This window comes from Microbacterium sp. (genome assembly GCF_044340635.1).
In the GTDB taxonomy this organism is placed as follows: Bacteria; Actinomycetota; Actinomycetes; order Actinomycetales; family Microbacteriaceae; genus Microbacterium.
In genome coordinates, this window is record NZ_JBIITF010000011.1 from 44,667 (window position 1) to 64,894 (window position 20,228).

The window sequence follows — 20,228 nt, forward strand, 5'->3', positions numbered from 1 at the left end:
GTCAGTCGGTCCTTTCGTCGGTGGAGATGCGCACGGGTTCGGCGATGAGCAGGAGGTCATCGCCGAGCCGTTCGATGCCGGTGAGGGTCAGACGCCGGGCCTGCGTCATCGTCGAGACTCCGATGTCGCCGATCGCCGTCTTCTCGCCGCCGAGGAGCACAGGGGCGACGTAGGTCAGCACTCGGTCGGCGAGACCCGAGCGCACGAATGCGCTCGCGAGGGTCGGTCCGCCCTCGACGAATACGCTCTGCACACCGCGTTGGCGCAGGTCATCGAGTACCTGGTGCAGGTTCTGGGTGCGGGCCTCGAGCATGCCGCGCGGATGCCGCCGCAGCGCCGCATCCGGCGGCACGGCACGGTTGCCGACCACGACGGGCAGCGGCTGGGATTCGGCGAGCCCGCCGTCGGCGTGACGGGCCGTGAGGGCGGGATCGTCGGCCAGTACCGTTCCCGTTCCGATGACGATCGCATCCGCGGCGGCGCGGCGCCGGTGCACGTCGACCCGCGCGTCGGGCCCGGTGATCCACTTGCTCGTGCCGTCGTCCGCTGCGGCGCGGCCGTCGAGGCTCTGCGCCCACTTGACGGTCACGAACGGACGGCCGAGTCGCACGACCGTCAGCCATGAGTCGAGCATTTCGGTGACCTCGTCGGCACGGACACCCGACTCGACGTCCACGCCGTGGGCGCGCAGCCGCTCGGCGCCACCCGACGACGGCTCGGCCGGGTCGGCGACGGCGTACACGACGCGCGAAACGCCGGCCTCGAGCAGTGCTACGGCGCAGGGCCCGGTGCGACCCGTGTGGTTGCAGGGCTCCAGCGTGACGACCATCGTTGCACCGCGGGCATCCTCCGGCGACAGACGCGACAGCGCCTCGATCTCCGCGTGCGGGTTGCCCGCGCCGTGATGCCATCCCTCGGCGAGGACCTCGCCGGTGGGGCTCAAGACGACGGCGCCCACCTGAGGGTTGATGCCCCGTGGACCCCGGAGCGCCAGCTCCGTGGCGCGGCCCATGGCCTGCCACTCGGTGTCGCTGTACGTCATCCCGGATCCTTCGATTCGTCCGGGGTGCTCGCAACGAATTGCGCATCGACGGCCATCGTGATGGTCGCCGCGTGCTGCCTCTCATCCGGACTCGCGTGGTCTCCCACGCATCACCGTCGGTTCCGGAATTCCACCGGATCAGCCACAGCGCAAAAGCGCCGCAGCTCGCGGACTGTCACCGCCGGTTCGGATTCTCACCGACCCCGGAGCACGTTGTTACTTATCTGATCCTACCCAACGCCGCCATGCGCGATTCATTCCCGCTGGGCGGCACCGGCAGTCCGCCTCTCGCGCGCTACTTGAGCAGCCGCGAGAGGCGACGGTCGGCGAGCACCTTGCCGCCCGTCTGGCACGTCGCACAGTATTCGAGCGAGTTGTCGGCGAAGAAGACGCTTCGCACGGTGTCGCCGCAGACGGGACAGGCCTCGCCGCGTCGACCGTGCACGCGCATCCCACGTCGTTTGGCGTCCTTCAGATCGGCGGGTGGTTTGCCGGATGCCGTAGCGACCGCATCCTGAAGCGTTGCATGCATCGCGTCGTACAGTCCCTGCACATCGTCCGCGCTGAGCGATGCCGCCAGCGCGTAGGGCGACATGCGTGCGACGTGCAGAACCTCGTCGGAGTAGGCGTTGCCGATGCCCGCGATGATCGACTGATCGCGCAGCACGCCCTTGATCTGCGTCCGTCGGCCCTCCAGCAGACCCGCGAGGGTCTCGACCGTGAACGTCGGATCGAGCGGGTCGGGACCCAGCCGTGCGATCCCCGGCACGTCGGCGGGGTCCCGCACGACGTACACCGCGAGCGACTTCTTCGTGCCCGCCTCCGTCAGATCGAACCCCGACCCATCGCTCTGCGAAACACGGATGGCGATCGGGGAGCGCCCCGGTTTGACCGGGGTCGTCGGCACGGCGTCGTACCAGCGGAGCCACCCTGCCTTCGCCAGATGAAACACGAGGTGTAGGGGTTCGTCCGCGGGCCCGCGGCATCCGATGTCCACGAACTTGCCGGCCCGATCGACCGAGACGACGGACGCCCCGTGCAGCGCGGTGATCTGCGGGTCGAAGGTCTTCAGTGCGGCGATCTGCACCACGGACGCCTTGACGATCTGCAGGCCGACGATGCGTCCACGCACGAACTCGACGAGTCCCTGGACCTCGGGCATCTCCGGCATGGGGCCCATCCTGCCACGGGGAACGGGGCTTGTCGCCGGTCCCTGAGCCTGTCGAAGGAACCGAAACGGGTCAGTCGAGGACGCCTCGCCAGGGCGCGGGTGCGCGATCGTCGGTCGCGAGCAGACCCGCAACCCACCCGTCGTGCCGTCCCCGCGGATCTGCCAGACCCTGGCGGGTGATGCCCTCGTACCGGAAGCCGAGGGCGCGAGCCGCGCGCGCCGAGGCGATGTTGCCCACGATGGCGCGCCACTGGATGCGTGCGATCGAGAGCGGCTCGGCGAACGCGAAGTCGATCACGCGGGCGGCCGCCTCGGTCAGGTACCCGAAGCCGCGGGCATCCTTCGCCATCCAGAATCCGATCTCGGCGTCGCCGCCGGGCTTCGTACCGTGCAAGCCGATCATCCCGATCCAGACCCCGTCCACGCGGATGCCCCAGGTCAACTCGCTCGTCGACTCCCACCAGCTCGTGGCTTTCCCGATGAAGTCTTCGGCGTCGGCGCGCGTGTACGGCGAGGGCAGCGTCGTCCAGCGTGGCACCTCGGGATCCTGCGCGGCCTGCGTGATCGCGTCGACATCGGCGTGCGTCGGGATGGACAGTTCGAGGCGCTCGGTGTGCAGGACGATGGGTTCCACCCCGCGACCCTACCCGGCCCCGCGGCCCCGGGCCGGCTCAGCGGCGGCGGAGCAGCCCGACGCGCTCGTACACGGCGTCGAGGGTCGTGTCGGCGACGGCTTCCGCTCGGTCGGCGTTGGCCGCAAGCACACGGTCGAGCTCTGCCGGGTCGTCGAGCAACTCAAGCGCCCGCGCGCGGACGGGCTCGAACTCCGACACCACGACGTCTGCGAGACCCCTCTTGAAGTCGCCGTACCCGCGCCCCGCGTACTCGTCCTCGATCGAGGGGATCTGACGCCCGGTCAGCGCCGCGTAGATCACGAGCAGGTTCGAGACGCCCGGCTTCTTCTCGCGGTCGTACCGCACCGTGCCGTCGCTGTCGGTGACCGCGCGCATGACCTTCTTCGCGGTCGCGGCCGGGTCATCGAGCAACCAGAGCACACCCGCATCCGACTCCGCCGACTTCGACATCTTGGCCAGCGGATTCTGCAGGTCGTAGATGCGGGCGGACTCCTGCTGGATCATCGGCATGGGCACGCGGAACGTCTCGCCGTAGCGTGCGTTGAAGCGCTCGGCGAGGTCGCGCGTCAGCTCGATGTGCTGCTTCTGGTCGTCGCCGACAGGCACGACCGCGGTCTGGTACAGCAAGATGTCGGCCGCCATCAACACGGGATACGTGAAGAGACCGACGGATGTCGCATCCTGGCCGTACCGGCTCGACTTGTCCTTGAACTGGGTCATGCGACCCGCCTCGCCGAAGCCCGTCAGCGTGCCGAGGATCCACGCGAGCTCGGCATGAGCGGGCACATGCGACTGCACGTACAGCGTCGACTTGGCGGGCTCGATGCCGGCGGCGATGTACTGCGCGGCCGTGCGGCGGGTCTTCTCGCGTAGCTCGGCGGGGTCGTTGGGCTGGGTCAGCGCGTGCAGATCGACGACGGAGAAGAACGCATCGTAGGACTCCTGCAGATCGCGCCACTGCAGCAGCGCACCGATGTAGTTGCCGATCTGGAGGGAATCGGCCGAGGGCTGCATTCCGGAGTACAGGCGCGCTTTGCTCACTCGTCGATTCTAGGTTGCGGGATGCCTCAGCCCGGTCGCCGTCGCCCGGAGGTCGGCGCTGTCGGGTCTACCGGCCGAGCAGGTAGTCCACGATGACCGGCGCGTGATCGCTCCACCGCTCCGAGTAGGCGGCCGCCCGGGCGACTCGGTAGTCGGTGACTCGGTCCGCGAGAGCGGGTGCTGCCAGCTGATAGTCGATGCGCCAGCCGGTGTCGTTGTCGAAGGCCTGACCGCGATTCGACCACCACGTGTATGGCCCGTCCATCTCGCCGTGGAAGCGGCGCCCCACGTCGACCCATCCGAGCCCCGTCCCGACCGAACCGTCGACGCCCGTCACGGGCTCGCCGGCGTCGCCGAGGAACCGATCGAAGTACGCCCGTTCGCGCGGGAGGAACCCGGCCTTCTTGACGTTGCCCTTCCAGTTCTTGATGTCGAGCGTGCGGTGGCCGACGTTCAGGTCGCCCATGATGACGGCGAGTGAGCCGTCGGCGGCGAGGTCGGGCATCCGGCGCTCCATCGCGTCGAGGAATCCGTACTTGGCGTCCTGACGGGGGGTACCGTCTTCGCCGGAGTGCACGTAGGCGCTGACGACGGTCAGGCGCTCGCCATCGACGTCGATGTCGGCTTCGATCCATCGGCCGCGCGAGTCGACCGTCTCGTCGCCGAGCTCGACACGCCAGGCCGCGATCGGCAGTCGGCTGGCCACGGCGACACCTGAGCGACCCTTGGTGAGCGACTCGTCGTGGACGAGGTTCCACCCGGGCAGCGCACTCTCGACGTGCGAGAGCTCGGCGCGGACCTCTTGCAGCGCCAGGATGTCAACGTCTGCCTGGTCGAGCCATCCAGCCATGCCGTTGCGCACCGCCGCCCGGATTCCGTTGACGTTGACAGATGCGATGCGGATGGGTCGAGGCACGCGTTCTACTGTAGCCACGGCCCCCGACACGCTCCGCGCTACGCTCCGATGCTCAGTCGAGCAGGAAGCCGCGGGTTTTCGGCTCCGGCGGGGGATCAGCCCGGAGGCGTGCGAGCTCATCTTCGGCCAGGCGCACATCGCGGCCCGCGCGCCAGGAGCGATACCAGGGCGCGGTGTCGCGTGTCAGCCGTGCTTCGCGTAGGCGGACCTCCGCGGCCACGAGCAGCGCCCGGTACTCGTCGAGCCGCGCCTCTTCTTCCGTGCGCTCCGTCAGTGCGAGGTTTCGATCGGCGGCGCCGACCGCGATCCACGCCCCCGCGACCAGGATGACGATGCCGATCAGGCGGAACCACAGCAGAAACCCGATCAGCACAGCGAAGGTGGCCAGGAGAGGGTTCGAGGGTGTGTAGATCAGGAGCACACCAGCGCCCACCTGCAGCACGGTGATTGCTGCACCGCCGAGCAGGGCGCCCGGCCAGATCCGGTGCCAGGCGAGTGCCGCCCCCGTCAGGAACCGGAACAGTGCGGCCAGCGCGGCCCCGTTGATCGCGAACGAGACCAGCAGGGACACCGTTCGCGCGGTCACGTTCGACAGCACGCTCAGATCCCCGATCCCGAAAAGGGTGAACAGCAGCGTCAGGGCCCAGGTGGCGATGCCGCTGACGGCGAAGCCGACGAGAAGTGCGACGGCGAGGATCACGGCCGCGAGGAAGTCGCGGGCCTTCAAGAGGACGTACGAGCGGGTATCGAAGGGGAGGCCGAAGATATCTCGCACGGCCCGGCGGGCGTAGGTGATGAATCCGATCGCCGTCCACACGACGACGACGAGCGCGACGGCCCCCGTGATGCCGAGGGTCGTCGCCGTGGCGGTGGTGACAGACTCCACCTGTTCCGGGGTGACCAGCCCGTTCTCGCTGATCAGGTTCGGGATGTACTCGTTGATGATGTCGATCATCCGATCGATCGCCGCGGGACTCGCACCGATCCACAGCCCGACCACCGCGAACGCCAGGTAGATAACACCGAAGATCGCGAACAGCGACTGGTAACTCACCCCTGCCGCGAGCAGAAACCCGTTGTGACGCAGGAAGTGCCGCCATACCCGGATCGGAAACCAGGCGAGCGTCCGCCGGGTCAGTTGCGTCGCGCGTTGCACCGGCTCTTCGAGGTGGCGCCGGAGCGTCTCCTGCGCGGACTCCCAGCGTCCGGCGTCGTCGTCGTCAGTGCGGCCCGCCGCGCCCTCATCGTCCGGGCCGTCGGGATACACCTCGGGGTCGGACGATCGTCGGGAACTCACGCCCCCAGGCTAGCGACTCGGATCGGCGCCGTCCGCATATGCCGAGGCGCCGGCGGATGGCTCGGTCGCCGCAATCGCTCGACCGAAACGCCGAGCGAGGAACAGGATCGGCACCAGCATCAGGGCGGGAAGCAGGAAGGCGACGCCGAGTCCGGGGGCATCGGCGAGGAGTCCCAGCAGAACCGCCCCGAGGACCGCGCCGGCATAGTTGAACAGGTTGACGCGCGCGATCACCTCATCGCCCCGGGCGGGTGCGAGCGCCCCCGCGGACGTGAACGACAGCGGCACGAGCGCTCCGACCGCAACTCCCGCGAGAGCGAATCCGACGATCGCCGCGATCGTCCACGGGAGTGCCGCGACCAGGACCAGCCCCACAATGGAGACCGCCGTCGCCCTCACGACGACCGCGGTGCGCCCCCACCGTCCGGTCGCGCGGTCCGTCGTGAGACGCGTCACCAGGATCGCGACCTGGTAGGCGGCATAACCGAGCGGTGCGATCGCCGCACCGGAGACGAGATCGTCGTTGAGATAGATCGTGCTCCAGGTGCTGACACCGGAATCGAGGGTGAATGCCACCAGAATGACAAATCCGAACAGCCAGATTCCGCGACGGGGGAGCGGGATGCGCGGTCGTTCACCGACCGGTGCGGCGGCGCGGGCGCGGTCGAAGGCTCGCGTGCCGTTGGCGGCAACCGCGACCGCGACGACGGCGGCGGCGGCGAGCGCCAGGGCGGGGCCGATCGTGATCGCGGCGGATCCTGCCACAACGAGTGCCCCAACGATCGCGGCCGCGGTGTACGCGGCGAAGAAGGCGCCCATGATGTCGCGGCGGTAGCGGCGCTGGATGAGCACACCCTGCATGGCGGCGGATGCGTCGACCGCGCCGAGACCGAGCCCGTAGACACCGAAGGCGGCCACGAAAACGGGCAAGGGCGGACCGAGCGCGACCACGGCGAACGCGGCGGCCTGGACGATCAATCCCGCGGCGAGGGCCGTCCGACTTCCTCGCCAGCGCGCGAGCAGATCGGCGACGACCGAGCCGCCGGCCGCCGTGGCGCAGACCAGCAGCACAATGAGCGACACAGCGACGTCGTCGATGCCGAGACGCCCCGTGAAGGACGGCAGGGACGTGACGACGACGGCATAACCGAAGCCCTGCGCTGCATACGCGGCCGTCACCGCAACACGTGACCGGCGGATCTCGGGAAGAGGCGCGCCGGTCACGAGGTGGCTACTTGCCGCGGAGGATAGCCTGCTTGACCTCGGCGATCGCCTGGGTCACCTGAATGCCGCGCGGGCAGGCATCCGTGCAGTTGAAGGTCGTGCGGCAGCGCCACACGCCCTCTTTGTCGTTCAGGATGTCGAGGCGCATGTCGCCCGCGTCGTCACGCGAGTCGAAGATGAAGCGGTGCGCGTTGACGATCGCGGCCGGGCCGAAGTACTGTCCGTCGGTCCAGAAGACGGGGCACGACGAGGTGCACGCGGCGCACAGGATGCACTTGGTGGTGTCGTCGAAGATCTCGCGGTTGACGATCGACTGCACGCGCTCCTTGCCCGGCTCGGGTGCGGTGTTCGAGATGAGGAACGGCTTGACCTCGCGGAACGACGCGAAGAACGGCTCCATGTCGACGATCAGGTCCTTCTCGAGCGGCAGGCCCTTGATCGCCTCGACATAGATCGGCTGCGAGATGTCGAGGTCCTTGATGAGCGTCTTGCAGGCCAGCCGGTTGCGACCGTTGATGCGCATGGCGTCGGATCCGCAGATGCCGTGGGCGCACGATCGGCGGAACGACAGCGAACCGTCGACCTCCCACTTGATCTTGTGCAGGGCATCGAGCACACGGTCGGTCGAGTAGAGCTCGACGTCGTAGTCGACCCAGCGCGGTTCGTCGTCCACTTCGGGGTCGAAGCGGCGGACGATGAAGGTCACCAGGAAGGACTGGATGCCCGTGTCGTTCACGTCCTCGGTTTCGGCCTGGGCGTCGGTCGTCTCTACGACGAGCGTGGAGGACATCAGTACTTCCTCTCCATCGGCTGGTAGCGCGTGATCACGACGGGTTTCCAATCGAGCGAGATGTGGTCGTCCGCCTTCGAGGAGTGCGGATCACCGGTGAGATAGGCCATCGTGTGCTTCATGTAGACCTCATCGTCACGCTTCGGGAAGTCATCGCGCATGTGCCCGCCGCGGCTTTCCTTGCGGTTGCGGGCCGTGACGACGACGACCTCGGCGATGTCGAGGAGGAAGCCGAGTTCGACGGCCTCGAGCAGGTCGGTGTTGTAGCGCTTGCCCTTGTCGTCGACGTGGATGTTCAAGAAGCGCTCGCGCAGCTCCTCGATGACGCCGAGCACATGGGTGAGGGACTCCTCGGTGCGGAACACCTGGGCGTTCTTGTCCATCTCTTCCTGCAGCGTCTTGCGCAGAACAGAGATGCGCTCGGTGCCCGTTCCGGCGCGCAGACCTTCGATCAGGTCACGAACGGCGCCCGCGGGGTTTTCCGGGAGCGGCACGAAGTCGGCGGTCTTGACGTACTCGACCGCGTTCTTGCCGGCGCGCTTGCCGAAGACGTTGATGTCGAGCAGGGAGTTCGTGCCGAGCCGGTTCGAGCCGTGGACCGAAACGCACGCGCACTCGCCGGCGGCGTAGAGCCCCGGAACGACGGTGTTGTTATCGGCGAGCACTTCGGCTGCGACGTTTGTCGGGATGCCGCCCATCGCGTAGTGCGCGGTCGGCATGACGGGAACCGGCTCGACGACCGGGTCGACGCCGAGGTACGTGCGCGCGAACTCGGTGATGTCGGGGAGTTTCGTCTCGAGAACCTCAGCGCCCAGGTGCGTGCAGTCGAGCAGGACGTAGTCCTTGTGCGGGCCCGCGCCACGACCTTCGGCGACCTCCTGCTGCATACAACGGCTGACGATGTCTCGCGGGGCGAGGTCCTTGATGGTCGGCGCGTAGCGTTCCATGAAGCGCTCGCCGCTCGCATTTCGGAGGATCGCACCCTCGCCTCGAGCGCCCTCCGTCAGAAGGATGCCGAGGCCGGCGAGCCCTGTCGGGTGGAACTGGAAGAACTCCATGTCCTCGAGGGGCAGGCCCTTGCGCCAGACGATCCCGACGCCGTCGCCCGTGAGGGTGTGCGCGTTGGAGGTCGTCTTATAGATCTTGCCGAAGCCGCCGGTCGCGAAGATGACCGCCTTGGCGTGGAAGATGTGCAGGTCGCCGGTGGAGAGCTCGTAAGCGACGACACCGGATGTCTGGGTCTTGCCGTCGGCGTCTTTCGATGTCAGCAGGTCGAGCACGTAGAACTCGTTGAAGAAGTTGATGCCGAGCTTGACGCAGTTCTGGAACAGCGTCTGCAGGATCATGTGGCCCGTGCGGTCGGCGGCATAGCAGGCGCGGCGGACCGGCGTCTTGCCGTGGTCGGCAGTGTGGCCGCCGAAGCGACGCTGGTCGATCTTGCCCTCGGGCGTGCGGTTGAAGGGCAGGCCCATGTTCTCGAGGTCGATGACCGCGTCGATCGCCTCCTTCGCGAGGATCTCGGCCGCGTCCTGGTCGACGAGGTAGTCGCCGCCCTTGACGGTGTCGAAGGTGTGCCACTCCCACGAGTCCTCTTCGACGTTCGCCAGCGCGGCGGCCATTCCGCCCTGCGCGGCGCCCGTGTGGGAGCGCGTGGGGTAGAGCTTCGAGATCACCGCGGTCTTCGCGTGCGGCCCTGCCTCGATCGCCGCGCGCATGCCGGCACCGCCGGCGCCGACGATGACGATGTCGAACTGATGGTGGTGCACGTCGGTCTTGCGGTCGGTGCCGGTCACGGTCGTCGTCACAGGGGGTGCCTTACTGAGAGGGGTCGTTGGGGGATCGTGCGTCAGGCAGCGGCCTGGCACGTCTCCCAGAGGGTGCTCGATTCGGTGACCCCGATGCAGGGGTCGAAGGTGAAGACAACGAGGGTGCCGAGGATGATGAGGAATCCGGCCGATAGCCCGATCGCCCACACCAGCACGCGGCGCGCGGTCTGGTGCGTGACGTAGTCGTTGACGATGGTGCGCATGCCGTTGCCGCCGTGGATCAACGCGAGCCAGAGCATCGCGACGTCCCACCACTGCCAGAGCGGGTTTGCGAGCTTGCCCGCAACGAATCCGAAGTCGATTCCGTGGATTCCATCGCCGACCATCAGGTTGGCGAAGAGGTGCCCGAAAATCAGGACGACGAGGATCGCGCCGGAGACACGCATGTAGACCCAACCCCACTTCTCGAGGTTGACGCCGCGGCGCTTCGGTCGAGCGTAGGGCGAACGGGGAGCGGCCAGGGTGTTGCTGGACATCACTCACCACCTCCCGCGAAGACGTTGATGAGATGTCGGGGTGTGAAGGCGGCCATCGTGACGACCCAGACCCCGATGACGATCCAGAACATCTGGCGCTGGTACTTCGCGCCCTTCGACCAGAAGTCGATCGCGATGATGCGCAGGCCGTTGAACGCGTGGTACGCGATCGCCGCGACCAGGACGACCTCGCCAAGACCCATGATCGGGTTCTTGTAGAAGCCGATGACGGCGTCGTATGCCTCGGGCGAGACGCGGATGAGTGCCGTGTCGAGCACGTGCACCAAGAGGAAGAAGAAAATGGCGACGCCGGTGATGCGGTGTAGAACCCAGGACCACATGCCCTCACGGCCGCGATAGAGCGTGCCGGCCGGGCGCTTGGAGGTGGTCTCTGAGATCGACAGTGCCTGGCGGGTGTCTGCGGACACGGTCGTCCTCCCTGATCGGTGCGAGGTACGGATGCGCCGGGCTGACGCGGCTCGAGCGCTACGAACATCCTATTCCCGCTCTGCGCGGGTGCGGCGATTAGGCCATCCTAACTATCTCGACATCGAGAGACTTTGCGCGGGTTCGATGGCGGGGGAGCGCCGCGGCTACCCTGACTGCATGGCACAACCGATAGAAGGCTTCTACGCCGTCATCCCGGCCGGCGGCGTGGGAAGCAGACTGTGGCCGCTCTCGCGCGCTGACGCCCCGAAGTTTCTGCACGACCTGACCGGTTCGGGGCAGACACTTCTGCGCGACACCTGGGATCGGCTCGCGCCGCTCTCGGGCGAGGACCGCATCGCGGTCGTCACGGGTCGCGCCCACCGTGCGGCCGTGGAAGCCGAGCTGCCCGGCATACCCGACGCCAACGTTCTGCTCGAGTCCGAGCCGCGGGATTCGGCAGCGGCGATCGGCCTCGCGGCGGCGGTGCTCTCGCGCCGTGAGCCCGACGTGATCATCGGTTCGTTCGCGGCCGACCACGTGATCCGTGGCATGCGCACGTTCGAGTTCGCGGTGCAGCAGGCCGTCGCCGTCGCGCGCGACGGGTACATCTGCACGATCGGAATTCAGCCGTCCGAGGCATCCGTCGGCTTCGGCTACATCAAGAAGGGCGACGAACTCGTCGTCGAGGGCGCGCCCGAGGCCGCCGCTGTCGAACGATTCGTCGAGAAGCCCGACCTCGATACCGCCAAGGAATACTTCGCCGACCGGTCGTACCTCTGGAACGCGGGCATGTTCATTTCGCGCGCTGATGTGCTGCTGGCCGAGCTCGAGCGCAACGAGCCCGAGCTGCACGCGGGGCTCATGGAGCTCGCCGAGGCCTGGGACGACCGTGACCGTCGGGGTCCGGTCGTGGACCGCATCTGGCCCACGCTGAAGAAGATCGCGATCGACTACGCCGTCGCCGAGCCGGCGGCTGAACGCGGCCGGCTGGCCGTCATTCCGGGGCACTTCGACTGGGACGACGTCGGGGACTTCGCCAGCCTCGCGAAACTGAACTCCCGTGGCCGGGGCGAACTCGCCATCCTCGGCGGCAACGCACGGGTGCTGGCGGATGCCTCGAGCGGCATCGTCGTCTCTCAGACCAAGCGTGTGATCAGTGTCATCGGCGTGCAGGACATCGTCATCGTCGACACCGAGGACGCTCTCCTCGTCACGACCAGTGAGCACGCGCAGCGCGTGAAGGGTGTTGTGGATGCCTTGAAGCTGAGCGGACAGGGGGAAGTGCTGTGAGCATCCCTCTCATCATCGACACCGACACCGCTCAGGATGACTGTGTCGCCCTGCTCATCGGTTTGCTGGACCCCGCCGCGGACCTTCGAGCGATCACGATGGTCGCCGGGAATGTCGGGTTCGACCAGCAGGTCCGGAACGCCCATCTGACACTCGCCGCGGCCGGTCGCCTCGGCGAGGTGCCCATCCATCTCGGCTGCCGTCGCCCCCTCGTCCGCGAGTGGGTCTCTGCCGAGAACGTCCACGGCGACGGCTCGGGCGGACTCTCGATCGACGAAGAGGGGCTCGAGGTCTCGGCGGAACACGGCGTCGACGCGCTCATTCGCCTCGCCGCAGAAAACCCGGGAGAGTTGCGCATCGTCGCCATCGGGCCGCTGACGAACATCGCGACGGCGCTGGTGAAGGATCCCGACTTCGTCCGGAACGTCGGCGAGCTCTACATCATGGGCGGCTCGAACAACGGGCGCGGCAACATCACCGCCGCGGCCGAGTACAACTTCTACGTCGACCCCGAGGCCGCCAAGGCGGTCTTCGCCGCAGGCTTCGACATCACCGTCATCCCGTGGGATCCGCTGACCCTCCGCGACGCCGTCTTCTCGCGAGACCGGCTCGCCGAGATCGCGGAGATCGGCACACCGCTGGCCGCCTTCTTCACGCGCATCGTCGAGACCACGCTCGCGTTCGACGAGTCCGTCGGCATCCCGGGCTCGACGCACCCCGACTCGCTGACGGCCGCGGTGCTCGTGCATCCGGAACTCGCCCTGCAGTCCTCGCTGTACGCCGTCGACATCGAGACCGCGTCGGATCTGACGCGCGGGTACTCCGCCATGTCGTGGGGCGTGCACGACCTCGAACCGAACGCACGTGTCATCGAGCGGGTGGATGCGGACGGATTCCTCGTTTACATCCGCGAACTCCTCACTTCTGCCGTCGTCCCGAGCCGAAGCATCCGCGGCCTCTGACCGCGTGATTTCGCGCCCCCAGCGCTGTCCGGCGAACGCTCATGTTTCGGATCGATAGCGCTTTGATAACGCTTCGTGCGCGGAGGCCGTTGGCGGTGTCGAGAGTCGCGTCACACGACGTAACGTTTCTTTGTCTGTCCCGGCGCGGTTTCCTCCGCCCGGGGCTGAACCAAGAGAGGAATCCCGTGAAATCATTCACCCGCAAGCGTGCACTCGGTGCCGTAGCGATCGCCGGCGTCGCCGCCCTCATGCTCTCCGCCTGTGGCGCTGCGCCCGAGGACGAAGGCAACGGCTCGGCCGCGCCTGAGAACGACTTCCTGGCCTGCGCCGTCTCCGACGAGGGCAGCTGGCAGGACAAGAGCTTCAACGAGGCCGCCTACGGCGGTCTGGAGATGGCTGCAGAAGACCTCGGTATCGAGATCAAAGACGCCGAGTCGGGAAGCCCCGAAGACTTCCAGCCCAACCTCGAGGCCATGGTCGGAGCGGGCTGCGATGTCACCTTCGCCGTCGGCTTCAACTTCTCGCTGAACGACGTCATGACCAACGTCGCGACCGAGAACCCCGATTCGCACTTCGTCTGGATCGACGGCTGGAACTCGGGCGAGACCAACCTCAAGCCGATCCAGTACTCGATGGCCGAGTCCAGCTTCCTCGCGGGCTACCTTGCGGCGGCGTACTCGACCACCAAGACGGTCGGCACGTACGGCGGCATGGACATCGACGCCGTCACCGTCTTCATGCAGGGCTTCGAAAACGGCGCCAAGTACTACGAGTCGGAGACCGGCACCCCGGTCACCGTCGTCGGCATGACCGACTTCGTCGGTGACTTCGAGAACACGGGCCTCGCCAAGTCGATCTCGGAAGGCCAGCTCACCGCCGGCGCCGACGTGATCTTCCCGGTCGCGGGTGGACTGTTCACGGCCACGGCCGAGGCGATCCGCGAGTCGGGTGGCAACGCCGTCATGCTCGGTGTCGACAAGGACATCGCCGTGACGCAGCCCGAGCTCGCCGACATCACGCTGACCTCGGTAGAGAAGCGCATGACGCAGGCCGTCTACGACGTCATCGCGGCCCTGGTCGACGGTGAAGAGTTCGACATCGAGCCCTACGTCGGCACCCTCGAGAACGACGGAACCGCGCTCAGCGGCTTCGGCGAGTTCGACGGCCAGGTCTCCGACGAGATCAAGACCAAGCTCGACGAGCTGAAGGCCGGCATCATCGACGGGTCGATTGACCCGCTCGCTGCGATGTAACTAGGAACGATCACAGCAACAACGCACGAACACACGCCGGGGCGGCCGATCGGTCGCCCCGGTTTGTGTCGTCTGGGGCCGGTATCCGGCAGGATGGGTGGACCATGAAACTCGAGCTCCGCGGGATCACGAAGCGATTCGGATCCCTTGTTGCCAATGACGCCATCAGCATCACCGTCGAGTCGGGCCAGATCCACGCCCTCCTCGGCGAGAACGGCGCCGGCAAGTCCACCCTCATGAACGTGCTGTTCGGGTTCTACCAGCCCGATCACGGCGAGATCCTTCTCGACGACGTTCCCCAGCATTTCTCCGGCCCCGGCCAGGCGATGGCCGCGGGCATCGGCATGGTGCACCAGCACTTCATGCTGATTCCCGTCTTCACCGTCGCCGAGAACATCATGCTGGGCCACGAGCCGACGAAGGCGGGCGTCATCGACCTGCCCGAGGCGCGACGACGCGTCCGCGAGATCTCCGAGCGGTTCGGCTTCGACATCGATCCGGACGCGCTCGTCGAGGATCTGCCCGTGGGCGCACAGCAGCGCGTCGAGATCGTCAAGGCGCTCTCGCGCGACGCCAAGGTCTTGGTGCTCGACGAACCGACCGCCGTGCTGACGCCGCAAGAGACCGACGAGCTCATGGCGACGATGCGCCGCCTCGCCGAGCACGGCACATCGATCGTCTTCATCACCCACAAGCTGCGCGAGGTCAAGGCCGTCGCGGACAAGATCACGGTGATCCGCCTCGGCAAGGTCGTCGGCGAAGCAGAGCCCACGGCATCCACCGACGAACTCGCGGCTCTCATGGTCGGCCGCGACGTCGAACTGACCGTGCACAAGAACGAGCCGAAGCTCGGCGACGAGGTCTTCGTCGTCCGCGACCTGACGCTCTTCAGCGAGAGCGGTCAGCGTCAACTCGCCGAGGTGTCATTCTCGATCCGCGAGGGCGAGGTCCTCGCGATCGCCGGCGTGCAGGGGAACGGGCAGACCGAGCTGACCGAGACCATCGTGGGTCTGCGCGAAAAGGCGCGTGGTTCCATCACGCTGTACGGCAAGGAGCTCGTCTCGGCCGACGTTCGCCACGTTCTCGAGAGCGGCGTCGGGTTCGTTCCCGAAGACAGGAAGGTCGATGGGCTCGTCGCCGAGTTCTCCGTCGCCGAGAACCTGATGACCGACCGCTCATTCTCCGGCCCCTTCACGAAGGGACCCTCGATCGACTTCGCACACCGCGACAGCTTCGCCGAACAGGCGATCACGGAGTTCGATATCCGCACACCCAACAGAGACACGCTCGTCGGCCGCCTCTCCGGCGGAAACCAGCAGAAGGTCGTGCTGGCCCGCGAACTCGGGCGGGACCTCAAGCTTCTCGTCGCTTCGCAGCCCACACGCGGAGTCGATGTCGGGTCGATCGAGTTCATCCACGAGCGCATCATCGAGGTGCGAGACTCGGGCGTTCCCGTTCTGATCATCTCGACCGAGCTCGACGAGGTCATCGCGCTCGCCGACCGCATCGCCGTGATGTACCGCGGCGCGATCATCGACATCGTCCCGGCCGATACGCCCCGCGAACAGCTGGGTCGCCTCATGGCAGGAGTCACGGAATGAGCACGGCACAGGCTTCCCCGAAGGCCCCCACTCCCGCACCCGCCGACTCTCCGCGGCCGCGCTGGAACGACGTGCTGCACGACATCGCCGCGGGCGGCTTCGTGCGGACGATCGCGGCGGTCATCCTGTCGCTCCTCGTCGCATCCGTGCTGATCGTCTTCACGAACGACGACGTGCTCGGCACCCTCAGCTACTTCTTCTCCCGGCCCGGAGACTTCTTCGTGGCAGCCGGACAGGCGATCGGCAACGCCTACGCCGCGCTCTTCCGCGGCGCGATCTACAACTACAACGCGTCGAGCTTCGAGGCAGGCATCACTCCTCTGTTGGAGTCGCTCCGGTTCGCGGGGCCGCTGATCGCCGCAGGACTCGGCGTCGCCCTCACCTTCCGCTCGGGGCTGTTCAACATCGGTGGCCAGGGGCAGCTCATCATGGGCGCGATCTGGTCGGCCTGGGCGTCCTTCCAGCTGCACCTGCCCTGGGGAATCCACCTGATCGTCGCCATGATCTTCGGATTCGTCGGCGCAGGTCTCTGGGCGGGCATCGCCGGATTCCTGAAGGCGAAGACGGGTGCGCACGAGGTCATCGTGACGATCATGATGAATTACATCGCCGTCTCGCTCGCGACCTACCTGATGCGCACGCCCGTCCTTCACGACATGGATGCGGGCAACAACCCGTCGACGCGACCCCCCGACCCGACCGCGGTGTTCCCGCGCATCCTCGGCGACGGTTTCGACCTGCGGCTGGGGTTCATCCTCTGCCTCGTCGCCGTGATCGTGTACTGGTGGCTGATGGAGCGCTCGTCGCTCGGCTTCCGGCTGCGGATGGTCGGGCTCAACCCCGATGCGGCACGTGCCGCAGGCGTCAACGTCGGCCGGATGTACATCACCGCCATGGTGCTGTCGGGTCTGTTCATCGGACTCGCGGGCATGAACCAGTCGCTCGGCCGTGACGGCAACTTCGGGCCCAACATCGACGCGGGCATCGGATTCGACGCCATCACCGTCGCCCTTCTCGGCAGCTCCACGGCGCCCGGCGTCTTGCTGGCAGGCATCCTGTTCGGCATGTTCCGCGCCGCCAGCCCCACGATGCAGCTCGCGGATGTCTCACCCGAGATCCTCGGTGTGATCCAGGGTCTGATCGTCCTGTTCATCGCCGCCCCGCCGCTCGTGCGCGCGATCTTCCGCTTCCTGCCCAAACAGCGGGAAGTGACGGAGCTGAACACGGGAGCCAAACCGCAACTCGAGGCTAAGGAGGGGGCGCAATGACCGCCGTCGCGCCCACCCCGTCACCCGTGGCACACGCCGTGCCGCTCGCGCCGCGCAAGTGGCGCACCCCGGTGCTGCTCGCAATCGTCGCCGTGCTCGGACTCGTCGCGTTCGGACTCTTCGGACGAGACGAGCCCGTGCGCTTCGTCTGGTCGAATGCCTCCGATGCGGTCGTGCTGCCGGCGCTGGATTCGACCTCCCGTCTCGTCGGTATCGTCATGGGCCTCATCGCGACGATCGCCGCCGCGGCCTCGTTCTGGTACGCCGCAAACCGCCGCAAGGTTCCGGTCTGGCTCATCCTGATCGTCGGCCTCGCCTTCCTCGTGGGGCTGGTCGCGTGGGTGGGAAGCGGCGGCAACGTGCCCGTGGTGTTCCTGCTGACCGGAGCGATCGCCCTGTCCACGCCGATCGTGCTGGGCGGGCTCGCCGGAGTTCTCGGCGAGCGCGTGGGCGTCGTCAACATCGCGATCGAGGCTCAGTTGCTCGCCGGAGCGTTCGTCGCGGCGTTCGTCGCCTCATCGACCGGCAATTACCTGGTGGCTCTCGTCGCGGCGATGGTCGCCGGGTCGCTTGTGTCTGTGATCCTCGCGGTCTTCGCCATCCGATACCTCGTCGACCAGGTCGTGGTGGGCGTCGTTCTGATCGTGCTCGTCAGCGCGATCACCAACTTCCTCTACTCGGCCGTGCTGTCGCAGAACTCCGCTGAGCTGAACAATCCCGGCACACTCCCGCGCATCGCGATCCCGTTCCTCGCCGACATCCCGGTGCTCGGTCCGGTGATCTTCAACCAGCGGATCACGACCTACCTGATGTTCCTGCTCGTGCCGCTGGTGTGGTTCTTCCTGTTCCGCACGAAGTGGGGTCTGCGCATCCGTGCCCTCGGCGAGCACCCGCAGGCAGCAGACACCGTGGGCATCAACGTCAACCGATGGCGCTTTTGGACCGTGACGCTCTCGGGGCTGATCGCCGGTCTCGGCGGTGCCGCCCTCACGATCGGTGCCGTCGGGCCGTTCGTTCGAGAAATGAGCGCCGGGCAGGGCTTCATCGCGCTCGCCGCCGTGATTCTCGGTCGGTGGAATCCGTGGGGCATGGCCGCGGCCGCGCTGCTGTTCGGCTTCAGCAGCAACTTCCGGGTGTGGGCCGGCCAAGCCGGCTCCGCCCTTCCGCCCGACCTGATCGAAATGACGCCCTACGTCGTGACGATCATCGCGGTCGCCGTCGTCGCGGGCCGTGTGATCGGCCCGAAGGCCGCGGGTAAGCCCTACATCAAGGAGTGATCGTGACCGATATCGACTGGGACGAGCTGCGCGCGGTGGCAACCGACGCCATGCAACGTGCCTATGCCCCCTACTCGCGGTACCGCGTGGGCGCTGCGGCGCTCGTGAGCGACGGCCGCATCGTCTCGGGCTGCAACGTCGAGAACGCCTCCTACGGAGTCGGCCTGTGCGCGGAGTGCGCGCTGGTCGGTGACCTGCACATGTCGGGCGGCGGACAGCTCGTCGCGTTCGTCTGCGTCAACAATGCGGGCGAGACGATCATGCCGTGCGGACGCTGCCGGCAACTGTTGAACGAGTTCGCCCTACCGGGCATGCTGCTCGAGACCGTGTCGGGCATCCGCACGATCGATGAAGTCCTGCCGGATGCATTCGGTCCCCGTGACCTCGAAGAGGCTGCGCGATGACCGCTGCGAGCAGCGAAGCATCCGGTTCCATCGAGGCATACGACGCGGTCGACGTCATCCGCGCCAAGCGTGACGGGGGAGCGGTGCCCGAGCCGGCGCTCCGCTGGATGGTCGACGCGTATACGCGCGGCTACGTCTCCGACGCGCAGATGTCATCCTTCGCGATGGCGGTGCTGCTGAACGGCATGGAGCGGGACGAGATCCGCGTGCTGACCGAGGCGATGATCGCCTCCGGCGAACGGATGAGCTTCACGGGTCTCGGCAAGATGACCGTCGACAAGCACTCCACTGGGGGTGTGGGCGACAAGATCACCCTGCCGCTGGCGCCACTCGTGGCATCCTTCGGCGTCGCCGTTCCGCAGCTCTCGGGTCGCGGCCTCGGACACACCGGAGGCACGCTCGACAAGCTCGAGTCGATTCCCGGATGGCGCGCGGCGCTCTCGAACGATGAGATGTTCGCGCAGCTCCGCGACGTCGGCGCGGTGATCTGCGCCGCGGGTTCGGGGCTCGCTCCCGCCGACAAGAAGCTCTACGCCCTGCGGGACGTGACCGGCACCGTCGAGGCGATCCCGCTCATCGCGTCGAGCATCATGTCGAAGAAGATCGCCGAGGGCACGGATGCGCTCGTGCTCGACGTCAAGTTCGGCTCGGGCGCGTTCATGCAGGACATCGATCGTGCGCGCGAACTCGCCCGCACCATGGTGGCGCTCGGCACCGATTCGGGCGTCGCGACGACCGCGCTGCTGACCGACATGAACACCCCGCTCGGCCTCGCGATCGGCAACGCCAACGAGGTGCGCGAGTCGGTCGAGGTGCTCGCGGGCGGTGGCCCCGCGGATGTCGTCGAGCTGACCATCGCGCTCGCGCGGGAAATGCTCGCGCTCGCGGGCCAGCCCGACGCCGACGTCGAGGGTGCGCTCGCCGATGGGCGGGCCATGGACGCCTGGCGCGCGCTCATTCGCGCGCAGGACGGCGACCCGGATGCCCCGCTCCCCACGCCGCGCGAGACGCACACCATCACGGCCGGGCGGGCGGGCACCGTGTCCCGGATGGAGGCCCTGCCGTTCGGCATCGCCGCGTGGCGGCTGGGCGCCGGACGCGCCCGCGCCGAGGACGCGGTCGTCCACGCCGCGGGAATCGACCTGCATGTGAAGCCCGGCGACACCGTGTCGGAGGGTCAGCCCGTTTTCACCCTGCTCGCGGACGACGCGGCACGCTTCGACCGCGCACTCGCGGCGCTCGAAGGAGCGTGGTCGATCGGCGACCCCGCAGAGGTGGCCGAGCGCGCACCGCTCGTCCGCGAACGCATCACAGCATGACGCACGA

The 20,228-nt window shown here is 67.5% G+C and carries 19 protein-coding genes and 1 riboswitch; of the genes, 8 read left to right on the forward strand and 11 right to left on the reverse strand.

Annotated elements, in window-relative coordinates:
• Nucleotide 1: 1 nt before the first annotated feature.
• The 11 genes from ribD to sdhC all read right to left on the reverse strand — a co-directional run bounded on the left by ribD (nucleotide 2) and on the right by sdhC (nucleotide 10,846).
• The gene (gene ribD, locus ACIQ0W_RS10815; RefSeq protein ID WP_396642786.1) at nucleotides 2-1,042 is read right to left on the reverse strand and encodes a bifunctional diaminohydroxyphosphoribosylaminopyrimidine deaminase/5-amino-6-(5-phosphoribosylamino)uracil reductase RibD; all 1,041 of its coding nucleotides are present in this window, start codon (nucleotides 1,040-1,042) and stop codon (nucleotides 2-4) included.
• A gap of 68 nt (nucleotides 1,043-1,110) precedes the next feature.
• Nucleotides 1,111-1,257, reverse strand: a riboswitch (FMN riboswitch).
• Nucleotides 1,258-1,337: 80 nt separating this feature from the next.
• Entirely contained in the window at nucleotides 1,338-2,213 is an 876-nt protein-coding gene (locus tag ACIQ0W_RS10820; protein WP_396642787.1) for a DNA-formamidopyrimidine glycosylase family protein, read from the reverse strand.
• 70 nt (nucleotides 2,214-2,283) lie between these two features.
• Nucleotides 2,284-2,847: a GNAT family N-acetyltransferase gene (locus ACIQ0W_RS10825; RefSeq protein ID WP_396642789.1), complete on the reverse strand. Its 564-nt coding sequence runs from the start codon at nucleotides 2,845-2,847 to the stop codon at nucleotides 2,284-2,286.
• A 37-nt stretch (nucleotides 2,848-2,884) separates the two neighbouring features.
• On the reverse strand, nucleotides 2,885-3,889 hold the full coding sequence (trpS, locus tag ACIQ0W_RS10830; protein WP_100814137.1) for a tryptophan--tRNA ligase: 1,005 nt from the start codon (nucleotides 3,887-3,889) through the stop codon (nucleotides 2,885-2,887).
• 67 nt (nucleotides 3,890-3,956) lie between these two features.
• Nucleotides 3,957-4,805, reverse strand: a complete 849-nt coding sequence (locus ACIQ0W_RS10835; protein WP_396642790.1) for an exodeoxyribonuclease III — start codon at nucleotides 4,803-4,805, stop codon at nucleotides 3,957-3,959.
• Nucleotides 4,806-4,857: 52 nt separating this feature from the next.
• Complete coding sequence (locus ACIQ0W_RS10840) at nucleotides 4,858-6,102, reverse strand: YihY/virulence factor BrkB family protein (protein ID WP_232711649.1); 1,245 nt, start codon at nucleotides 6,100-6,102, stop codon at nucleotides 4,858-4,860.
• A 9-nt stretch (nucleotides 6,103-6,111) separates the two neighbouring features.
• The gene (locus tag ACIQ0W_RS10845) at nucleotides 6,112-7,326 is read right to left on the reverse strand and encodes an MFS transporter (protein WP_396642791.1); all 1,215 of its coding nucleotides are present in this window, start codon (nucleotides 7,324-7,326) and stop codon (nucleotides 6,112-6,114) included.
• Nucleotides 7,327-7,333: 7 nt separating this feature from the next.
• The gene (locus ACIQ0W_RS10850) at nucleotides 7,334-8,116 is read right to left on the reverse strand and encodes a succinate dehydrogenase iron-sulfur subunit (protein WP_396642792.1); all 783 of its coding nucleotides are present in this window, start codon (nucleotides 8,114-8,116) and stop codon (nucleotides 7,334-7,336) included.
• Entirely contained in the window at nucleotides 8,116-9,921 is a 1,806-nt protein-coding gene (gene sdhA / locus ACIQ0W_RS10855) for a succinate dehydrogenase flavoprotein subunit (RefSeq protein WP_396642793.1), read from the reverse strand. Before sdhA ends, ACIQ0W_RS10850 begins: the two co-directional genes overlap by 1 nt.
• 41 nt (nucleotides 9,922-9,962) lie before the next feature.
• On the reverse strand, nucleotides 9,963-10,418 hold the full coding sequence (locus tag ACIQ0W_RS10860; protein WP_036298414.1) for a succinate dehydrogenase hydrophobic membrane anchor subunit: 456 nt from the start codon (nucleotides 10,416-10,418) through the stop codon (nucleotides 9,963-9,965).
• Complete coding sequence (sdhC, locus tag ACIQ0W_RS10865; protein ID WP_081766302.1) at nucleotides 10,418-10,846, reverse strand: succinate dehydrogenase, cytochrome b556 subunit; 429 nt, start codon at nucleotides 10,844-10,846, stop codon at nucleotides 10,418-10,420. The genes ACIQ0W_RS10860 and sdhC overlap by 1 nt, the downstream gene beginning before the upstream one ends.
• Nucleotides 10,847-11,024: 178 nt before the next feature.
• Between sdhC and ACIQ0W_RS10870 the strand changes: the two genes are divergently transcribed.
• From ACIQ0W_RS10870 to ACIQ0W_RS10905, 8 genes are all read left to right on the forward strand, one after another.
• On the forward strand, nucleotides 11,025-12,137 hold the full coding sequence (locus ACIQ0W_RS10870; protein WP_396642794.1) for a mannose-1-phosphate guanylyltransferase: 1,113 nt from the start codon (nucleotides 11,025-11,027) through the stop codon (nucleotides 12,135-12,137).
• Nucleotides 12,134-13,099, forward strand: a complete 966-nt coding sequence (locus ACIQ0W_RS10875; RefSeq protein ID WP_396642795.1) for a nucleoside hydrolase — start codon at nucleotides 12,134-12,136, stop codon at nucleotides 13,097-13,099. The genes ACIQ0W_RS10870 and ACIQ0W_RS10875 overlap by 4 nt, the downstream gene beginning before the upstream one ends.
• A 185-nt stretch (nucleotides 13,100-13,284) precedes the next feature.
• Nucleotides 13,285-14,352: a BMP family protein gene (locus ACIQ0W_RS10880; RefSeq protein ID WP_051513467.1), complete on the forward strand. Its 1,068-nt coding sequence runs from the start codon at nucleotides 13,285-13,287 to the stop codon at nucleotides 14,350-14,352.
• A gap of 104 nt (nucleotides 14,353-14,456) precedes the next feature.
• Nucleotides 14,457-15,953 carry an ABC transporter ATP-binding protein gene (locus ACIQ0W_RS10885; protein WP_036298411.1) on the forward strand — a complete coding sequence of 499 codons (1,497 nt, stop codon included), beginning with the start codon at nucleotides 14,457-14,459 and terminating at the stop codon, nucleotides 15,951-15,953.
• Nucleotides 15,950-17,221 carry an ABC transporter permease gene (locus ACIQ0W_RS10890; protein WP_081766300.1) on the forward strand — a complete coding sequence of 424 codons (1,272 nt, stop codon included), beginning with the start codon at nucleotides 15,950-15,952 and terminating at the stop codon, nucleotides 17,219-17,221. Before ACIQ0W_RS10885 ends, ACIQ0W_RS10890 begins: the two co-directional genes overlap by 4 nt.
• Nucleotides 17,218-18,498 (forward strand): ABC transporter permease, encoded by a 1,281-nt coding sequence (locus tag ACIQ0W_RS10895; RefSeq protein ID WP_051513465.1) that lies wholly within the window; start codon nucleotides 17,218-17,220, stop codon nucleotides 18,496-18,498. The genes ACIQ0W_RS10890 and ACIQ0W_RS10895 overlap by 4 nt, the downstream gene beginning before the upstream one ends.
• 2 nt (nucleotides 18,499-18,500) lie before the next feature.
• Nucleotides 18,501-18,902, forward strand: coding sequence for a cytidine deaminase (locus ACIQ0W_RS10900; RefSeq protein ID WP_036298429.1), 402 nt, complete (start codon nucleotides 18,501-18,503; stop codon nucleotides 18,900-18,902).
• Nucleotides 18,899-20,221, forward strand: coding sequence for a thymidine phosphorylase (locus ACIQ0W_RS10905; protein ID WP_396642796.1), 1,323 nt, complete (start codon nucleotides 18,899-18,901; stop codon nucleotides 20,219-20,221). The genes ACIQ0W_RS10900 and ACIQ0W_RS10905 overlap by 4 nt, the downstream gene beginning before the upstream one ends.
• Nucleotides 20,222-20,228: the final 7 nt, after the last annotated feature.